Origin of the sequence: Chromobacterium fluminis (assembly GCF_011602385.1) — a bacterium.
Taxonomy (GTDB): Bacteria; Pseudomonadota; Gammaproteobacteria; order Burkholderiales; family Chromobacteriaceae; genus Chromobacterium; species Chromobacterium fluminis.
In genome coordinates, this window is record NZ_JAAOMA010000092.1 from 1 (window position 1) to 7,506 (window position 7,506).

8 protein-coding genes are annotated in these 7,506 nt (G+C 64.9%); 5 read left to right on the forward strand and 3 right to left on the reverse strand.

Annotated features, from left to right (window positions below; genetic code table 11):
* Positions 1-1,009: type VI secretion system Vgr family protein (locus HA052_RS26610; protein WP_166454362.1), on the forward strand; the 1,009-nt coding region annotated here is incomplete at its 5' end.
* Positions 1,010-1,013: 4 nt separating this feature from the next.
* Entirely contained in the window at positions 1,014-1,541 is a 528-nt protein-coding gene (locus HA052_RS26615; RefSeq protein WP_166454363.1) for a toxin-antitoxin system YwqK family antitoxin, read from the forward strand.
* Positions 1,542-1,544: 3 nt separating this feature from the next.
* On the opposite strand, the gene HA052_RS26620 is transcribed toward HA052_RS26615, so the two are convergent.
* Positions 1,545-2,186 carry a S24 family peptidase gene (locus HA052_RS26620; RefSeq protein WP_166454364.1) on the reverse strand — a complete coding sequence of 214 codons (642 nt, stop codon included), beginning with the start codon at positions 2,184-2,186 and terminating at the stop codon, positions 1,545-1,547.
* 367 nt (positions 2,187-2,553) lie between these two features.
* On the opposite strand from HA052_RS26620, the gene HA052_RS26625 reads away from it, so the two are divergent.
* On the forward strand, positions 2,554-2,895 hold the full coding sequence (locus HA052_RS26625; protein WP_166454365.1) for a hypothetical protein: 342 nt from the start codon (positions 2,554-2,556) through the stop codon (positions 2,893-2,895).
* A gap of 183 nt (positions 2,896-3,078) precedes the next feature.
* Here HA052_RS26625 and HA052_RS26630 read toward each other — a convergent pair whose 3' ends face one another.
* Together HA052_RS26630 and HA052_RS26635 are read right to left on the reverse strand one after the other, a co-directional pair.
* Entirely contained in the window at positions 3,079-4,032 is a 954-nt protein-coding gene (locus HA052_RS26630) for a LysR family transcriptional regulator (RefSeq protein WP_166454366.1), read from the reverse strand.
* A 239-nt stretch (positions 4,033-4,271) separates the two neighbouring features.
* Positions 4,272-5,363, reverse strand: coding sequence for an agmatine deiminase family protein (locus HA052_RS26635; RefSeq protein ID WP_166454367.1), 1,092 nt, complete (start codon positions 5,361-5,363; stop codon positions 4,272-4,274).
* Between the two features lie 182 nt (positions 5,364-5,545).
* On the opposite strand from HA052_RS26635, the gene HA052_RS26640 reads away from it, so the two are divergent.
* On the forward strand, positions 5,546-6,370 hold the full coding sequence (locus HA052_RS26640; protein WP_166454368.1) for a substrate-binding periplasmic protein: 825 nt from the start codon (positions 5,546-5,548) through the stop codon (positions 6,368-6,370).
* 487 nt (positions 6,371-6,857) lie between these two features.
* Positions 6,858-7,506: helix-turn-helix domain-containing protein (locus HA052_RS26645; protein WP_240937593.1), on the forward strand; the 649-nt coding region annotated here is incomplete at its 3' end.

The following is a 7,506-nucleotide window of genomic DNA, read 5'->3' on the forward strand; positions in this document are numbered from 1 at the left end:
CCCCAAGGCCACCCCCTACCGCCCGCCGCGGCTCACTCCCAAGCCGGTGATGCACCCGCAGGTGGCCAAGGTGGTGGGCAAGGCCGGCGAGGAGATCTGGACCGATAAATACGGCCGCGTCAAAGTGCAATTCCCCTGGGACCGCGACGGCAAGGACGACGAATCCAGCTCCTGCTGGCTGCGGGTGATGCAGCCGTGGAGCGGCAAGGGCTTTGGCATGCTGTTCATCCCGCGTATCGGCCAGGAGGTGATTGTCAGCTTCATCGACGGCGACCCGGACAAGCCGCTGGTCAGCGGCTGCGTCTACAACGGCGACAACGCGCTGCCCTACGAACTGCCGGCCAAGCAGGCGCAGTCCGGCCTCAAGACCAACTCGACAAAAGGCGGCGGCGGCTTCAACGAGTTGCGCTTCGACGACAGCAAGGACAAGGAAGAAGTGTTCTTCCAGGCGCAGAAAGACTACACGGTGAAAGTGCTCAACGACGCGGCCGCCGACGTGGGCCATGACGAAACCCTGGTGGTGAAGAACGAGCGCAAGCGCAGCGTCACCGAGGGCAACGACAGCCTCAGCGTGGACAAGGGCAACCGCACGGTGGAAGTGAAAACCGGCAATGAAACCCTCAACGTCAAGGGCAAGCGCACGGTCAAGGTGGAAGGCGACCAGAGCCACAGCACCGGCGGCAATCACGAACACAAGGTCAGCGGCAATTACACGCTGACCGTGGACGGCAACCTCACCATCAAGGTCAGCGGCACCCTCACCCTGCAAAGCGGCGGCGCCTTCACCGCCAAGAGCGACGCCGCCTACACCGCCCAGGCCGGCACCAGCCTGACCAATAAGGCCGGCACCGGGCTCACCAACCAGGCGGGCACCGAACTGACCAATAAAGCCGGCACCACGCTGACCAACGACGCCGGGGTGTCGCTAACCAACAAGGCCAGCGCCAGCCAGACCGTGGACGGCGGCGGCATGCTCACCCTCAAGGGCGGGCTGATCCAGCAGAACTGATGCCATGGCGGAACCGATAGACATCCAGCAAGACCAACAGCGCTTCGTCGGCCAACTGGGCGACGGCAAGCTGCAAGGCCCGGCGCGCATCGACCAGGCCGGCGCGCCGCTGGCGCGCTTCCACTACCAGGACGGCCAGTTGCACGGCCCGGCCACCCTGCTGCACCCCGGCGGCCAGCCCTCGGCCCAGCTGCATTACCAGCGCGGCCAGCTGCACGGCACCGCGCAGTACTGGTCGCCGGAGGGCGCGCTGCAACGCCAGGCCCACTACCGCCACGGCCTGCCGCACGGCGAAACCCGCACCCTGTTTCCCAACGGCCGGCCGGCGGAGCTGGCGGTCTACCGCAACGGCTTCAAACACGGCCTGCAACAGCGCTACCATCCCAACGGCGCGCTGGCGGAACGGCAGAACTTCATCGAGGGGAAACCGCTGGGGCCGCCGGAACGCTTCGCCGACGACGGCCGGCCGCTGAACGCGGACGGCAAGCCGATGGCACGCTGGCGCTGGTGGTGGCATAGGGTGATGGGGTGAGCGCTACACCTGCCGCCCCAGCCACACCACCCGCCCCAACACCGAGAAATCCGCCGGCGGCGCGGCCAGGTCCACCTCGAACGGCGGATAAGCCTCATTGGCGCTGGACAGCCCCAGCTTGCCTCCCGGCAAGCGCTGCGCCCGGCGCACCACCACCTCGCCGTTCAGCTCCAGCGCGTACAAGCCGCTGCCCGGCTGCGTCTCCGCCCGGTTGACCAGGGCCAGATCGCCGTCGTTCAAGACCCCGGCCATCGCGTCGCCGGCCACCGCCACCACCGCCAGCTGCTCGGCCGGCAGCTTGAGCCGGGACGCCAGCCAGCCCTGCGCCAGCGGCAAGGCCGCGCCGGCGCCGTAACACGGCACCTCCACATGCGCGCCCTGCGGCGCATAGCGCTCCACCGTCTCGCCGGCCCGCGGACCGGCCTCGCCCGGCAAGGCCTCGCCCTCGCCGAACAGCAGCCAATCCGCCCGCACGCCGGTCAAACGCGAAAACTTGGCCACCAGCACGGCGGACGGTTTGCGCGTGCCGCCTTCGTAGTTCTGCAGCGACACCAGCGAGATGCCCAGTTTCTGCGCGGTGACATCGCGCGCTTCTTTCAGCACCGTATCGCGGATAAACCTCAGTCGTTTGCCAAGAGATTCCACTACCCACCCCCTCAGATTCAACAACGGACCAAGCTGATAGACGGAAAAACAACATTCGCGGTCCATGCAATGCATTGACTTTATTGAATATATTTATTTTCCCGCATGACGGACCACGCTCGCATTTGCAATTAACCTCAATCGTGGTCAGATGTTTCCATGCCGATGACAAAAAGCGGCCGACGCCGTCAAGGCTGAGCCGGCCAAGGCCCGGCGGCCATCCGCCAGGCCGCGCTTGCGTCAAGGCCAAACCAGGCGCCCACACGATTCGTGCATTCTAAGCCCGCCCTCTGGAAAGCGCGAATCCCGCCGGTCCAGCCCCGGCCGGAGCGCCGACCGCGCCCGCTGGCCCCCTTTAGGAGCAGCCATGCCGATACGCAACCTCCTCGCCCGATTCGCCCAACCGCCGCCGGCCAAACCGCCCGCCCGCCTGATCAAGACCGTCCAGCAATTGCACGCGCAGCGCAGCGACAACCCCGCCCTCGCCGCCATCGACCTTGAGCTGGCCTATCTGTCCCGCTGCTGCGAACACTACGACGACATCGCCGACGAACTGCGCCAATGCTGCGAGGGGCTGAGCGCGCTGCTGCTGATGCTGCGCCACACGGAAAACGCGCAACTGCGCGGCAAGGCGCTGTGGGCTTTGCTGGAGCCCCTGCAACAACGTTTGCAGTTGGCCGCGGCCAAGCTGGAGGCGGTGACGTCCTGAGAACCTGTTTACGATCCGCTGCGCGTCAGAGCTACGGCGTTGAAAACCAGCGAAAAAGCGGAGTGATCGATAAGCGGATAAGCATGTCGAAGCGGCCCTGATCGTATGACGCCTCGCAACGCGCCGCAGATCAAGAACAGACAAGCGGCGGCCGCTGTCATGCGGCGCCGCCGCCAAACCGCTTCACTCGCCGGCGGCACCCTCTTCCCGCAGCCAATCGAACATACGCGCCATCGCCGCGCTGCGCAGCGCGTCCCGCGGCCGGGACAACCACCATTGCGCGCCCGGCTGGCGCGGGTAGCCGGCCAGTTCGCGCAGCCTGCCGTCGGCCAGCGCTTCTTCCAAGGCCATCGACGGCAGGCAAGCGATGCCGTGGCCGCGCAAGGCCGCGTCCAGCGCCAGCTGCGGCGCATCGTAGGCGGCGGCGATGCCGAAGCGCGGCAGCATGGACTGCATCGCGGCGGCGGCCGCCTCCGGCATGCTCGCTTTTTCCAGGCAAATCAAACGCGCCAGCTGCGGATGACGCTCGGCCGGCAGCGCCGCCAGCCGTTCCGCCAAGGCCGGCGCGGCGACGAAACGCCAGTCCTCGCGGAGCCAGGCCGCGTCTTCCCAGCCGGCCATCGCCAGCGGCTGCCGGCCGATGACGATGTCGACGTCGATCTCATCGGCCTGGCCCGGCTCTTCGTCGGTGGACAATAGCGGCACGATGTCGGGGTGGGCTGCGCGCAGGCGGTCCAAGCGCCCCTGCAGCCAGCCGTGCAGCAAAAAAGCCGGCCCCACCAACACCACCAGGCCCGGATCGGTATAGACCGCGATGCGGTCCAAGCCGCGCCGCAGCGTGTCCAGCGCGCGACGCACGCTCTGCTGCAGCATTTCGCCGGCAAAGGTCAGTTCGATGCCGCGGCCCACGCGCTGGAACAAGGGCTGGCCGACAAAGGCTTCCAACTGTTGAATCTGGTGGCTGACCGCGGACTGCGACAGGTTCAGCGCCTCGGCGGCGCGGGAGACGCTGCCCAGGCGCGCGGCGGTTTCGAAACCGGTCAGCAGCCGCAGCGACGGCAGGCGGCCAAGCGCGCCCGTTGCCTGGTCTTCCCACTCGCCCGCCTTCGGCCCGCCGCTTTTACTGCCTCTATCCATCCGGATATGTCCTCCTGGTTTCCGGCCTGGGCCGGCGTGGAGGCGATGTTGCCTGCTACGCCGCCCGATTAGAACATGTTTACGATCCCGCGAGCTGAGAACCTGTTCAACGTCCCGCAAGCAAGAAGGGAGAGATAAGGCGTGGCGGCTTCGAAATGCTCATATACCACTTGTACATTCCGCTTTTTCAGCCGTTTTCGCCTTGTCTCGCCCTTGCTCGCAAGATCATAGACAGGTTCTCAGGCCGGTTGTTGTTGGGTGGCGCAATGAATGCCGCCGCCGCCGGCCGCGATGCCGTCGATGTTCAACTGCACCACCTCTCGCTGCGGGAACAACTCGCGCAGCGCCGCGAACGCGTTGCGGTCGGCCTTGGCGTCGCCGAACTCCGGCGCGATCACCGCGCCGTTGCAGACATAGAAATTGATGTAGCCGGCCGCCATCTCGTAGCCCTCGTACTCGGGCCGCACCCGCTCGGGTCCCGGCAAGACCACCACCTCCAGCTGGCGGCCACGCGCGTCGCGCGCCTGGCGCAGCAAGGCCAGGTGGCGACGAGTCACCGCGTAATCGTAGGACTGCGGATCCGTGTCCAGGCCGGCCACCACTACGCCAGGGCGGGCGAAACGGGCGTAGAAATCGGTATGGCCGTCGGTGATGTCGCGGCCGGCGATGCCGGGCAGCCAGATCACCTTGTCCACGCCCAGCAGCCGGCGCAGTTCGCGCTCGCAGCGCGCCTTGCTCCAGCCGGGGTTGCGATTGGGGTTGAGCACGCAGCTCTCCGTAATGATGGCCGTGCCCTCGCCGTCCACTTCGATGCCGCCGCCCTCCAGCACCAATGAGGTTCTCACGGCCGGCGCGCCGCTCTTGGCCGCCACCGCGGCGGCCACTTTGGCGTCTCGACGATGCGCCTGCTTGCCGCCCCAGCCGTTGAAGTTGAAATCCACCGCCGCCGGCGCCCCGCCTTCGCCCTTGACGAAGACCGGACCGCTGTCGCGTATCCACAGATCGTCCAGCGGCTGCTCCACCAGTTCCACCTTGGGTCCGCACAGCTTGGCCGCCAGCGCCATATCCTCGGCGCGCGTCAGCATGCGCACCGGCTCGTGGGCGGCGATGGCCTGAGCCACTCGCGCCAGATCCCGCCGCACCACCGGCAGCAGGCCCGAGCCCCACACCTCCAGGCTGGGACCGAAGGCCATCCAGGTGGCGGCGTGGTCTTCGCCCTCGTCCGGCATGCGGTAGCCGGCCGCGCTCGGCTCCGCGCTCCAAGCGCGGGCGGCCATCACGCTGCCCGCCGTCAACAGGCTTGCGCCCAGGAAATGTCGTCTAGTGCTCATCGCCGCGTCTCCAAGACCGGTTTCCAGCCACATGGCTGCGGTCAGCATTGTGCAAGCGGACATACATTTGAAAAAGCGATGAATTTTGCGGGAACCTATCTATTTCTATCATGCATTTGTCTCCGCCGCGCGCAGGCGATGGGAATGACATAAGCTGAAAACGAACTACAGGAGGGACCGTCATGCGTCTAGCGCTCTGCCTCATCATCGCCGCCATCGCGGCCCAGGCCTTCCCGGCGCGGGCGCGCGAGCCCGAGCTGGTGATGGGCTACCGCACCAATGAGCGGCGTCCCTATATCGAGGACGACAGCGACGAGGGCATCTATAAAGCCCTGTACAGCCGCGCCTGCCAGCGCATCGGCTGCGCGCTGAAAGTGGTGCGCCTGCCAAAGAAGCGGGTACTGCAAGCGCTGACGCAAGGCGAGGTGGATTTCTACCCCGGCTACACCTATAGCGCGGAGCGCGAACCCATCGTCCTGTTCGTGGCCAACGGCCTGCGCGAGCGCCATGTCGTCATTACCCGCGCCAAACACCCGCCCCTACGCGGCTACGCCGATCTGAACAATAGCGTGGAGCTACGCAGCCTGGGCAACCCGGACCTGATTCCCCCGCCGTGGCAAGCGCGCATCAAGGTGCTGCAAGTGCCGGAGCTGGATGTCGAACGCGCCTTCCGCCTGATCAGCGCCGGCAAGGCGGATTTCTACATCTACGACGAACTCACGCTGCGCTTCTACTGGGAACGGCTGCGGCCGGTCGGCCTGACGCTGCACCCGTCGCTGGAGCCCTGGCAAGCCATGCATATGGGCTTTTCCAAGCATTCTCGCTTTTACCGCGCGCTGCCCAACCCGGATTACCACGCCGACCAGCCGCTGAGCCCGGACAACTACCCGCAACGGCTGGACCCGGCCTCTCTGGCCGGCAAGCTGAGCGCGGCCTTGCTGGCGATGAAACAGTCCGGCGAAACCGAACGCATCGTCGAACACTTTCTCCAGACGCCGGCCCGGTAAATGGAAAGCCGCCGGCCCCCGCCCCCATAAACAAAACCCCCGACACCGCCATACGGCTCGTCAGGGGTCCCTGCGGCAGACTTTAAGAGTCTGTTTACGATCTCGCGAGCTAAGGTGAGACAAGGCGAAAGCGAGCGAAAAAGCGGAGTGTACATACGGTACATGAGCATTTCGAAGATGGTTTCAACGCCGTATCGCCGCGGCGCAGCAGATCGTGAACAGGTTCTAAGAGCCTATTCAAAGTCTCGCGAGCTAGGGCGAGACAAGGCGAAAACAAGCGAAAAAGCGGAATGTACAAGTGGTACATGAGCATTTTGAGCTTGTTTTTAACGCCGTATCGCCGAAGCGCAGCAGACTATGAACAGGTTCTAAGATGTAGAAGTTCCGATTTGATCTGACAGTCAGGCCTTGCCGATAGGTGGGGTTACCCGTTTTGATAGAGGTGCGAATCTTCATCAAGACAGCGCGCAAGCGCAGGAGTAACCCCATGACAAGTCTCAACCAGAACATCATCAAACACAAGATCGGCCTGTTGAACCTGGCCGCTGAGCTAGGCAACGTCTCCAAGGCCTGCAAGGTGATGGGCCTGTCCCGAGATACCTTTTACCGCTACCAGAACGCAGTGGCTGATGGCGGCGTCGAGGCGTTGTTCGATGCCAATCGTCGCAAACCCAATCCCAAGAATCGCGTAGACGACGCCATAGAGGCGACCGTAGTTGCCTATGCAACGGAACAGCCTGCGCACGGGCAAGTGCGAGTCAGCAACGAACTGCGCCAGCGCGGCGTGTTCGTTTCCCCTTCCGGTGTGCGCTCAGTCTGGCTGCGACATGACCTGGCATCGTTCAAACAGCGGCTACGCGCTCTGGAACATCTGGTAGCTGAACAAGCCATCGTGCTCACCGATGCGCAGATCGCGGCACTGGAGCGCAAACAAGAAGATGATGTCGCGCATGGCGAGATTGAAACAGCGCATCCGGGCTATCTGGGCTCGCAGGACACCTTCGCCAGAGGAGGTGTCAGGAATTCTGTGTGCGGAGGTCGGTTAAACAAATCTCAGCCGAGAGCGTCAGTGAAGCGCTCGCCGAACAGAATAGCAAACTGGTTGGCTGCTTGCTTCCAAGTGATCGGCGGCATCT

Coding starts and splice junctions, on each gene's coding strand:
- HA052_RS26615 (WP_166454363.1), top strand. CDS start 1,014: ATGGCGGAACCGATAGACATCCAGCAAGACCAACAGCGCTTCGTCGGC.
- HA052_RS26640 (WP_166454368.1), top strand. CDS start 5,546: ATGCGTCTAGCGCTCTGCCTCATCATCGCCGCCATCGCGGCCCAGGCC.
- HA052_RS26630 (WP_166454366.1), bottom strand. CDS start 4,032: ATGGATAGAGGCAGTAAAAGCGGCGGGCCGAAGGCGGGCGAGTGGGAA.
- HA052_RS26635 (WP_166454367.1), bottom strand. CDS start 5,363: ATGAGCACTAGACGACATTTCCTGGGCGCAAGCCTGTTGACGGCGGGC.
- HA052_RS26625 (WP_166454365.1), top strand. CDS start 2,554: ATGCCGATACGCAACCTCCTCGCCCGATTCGCCCAACCGCCGCCGGCC.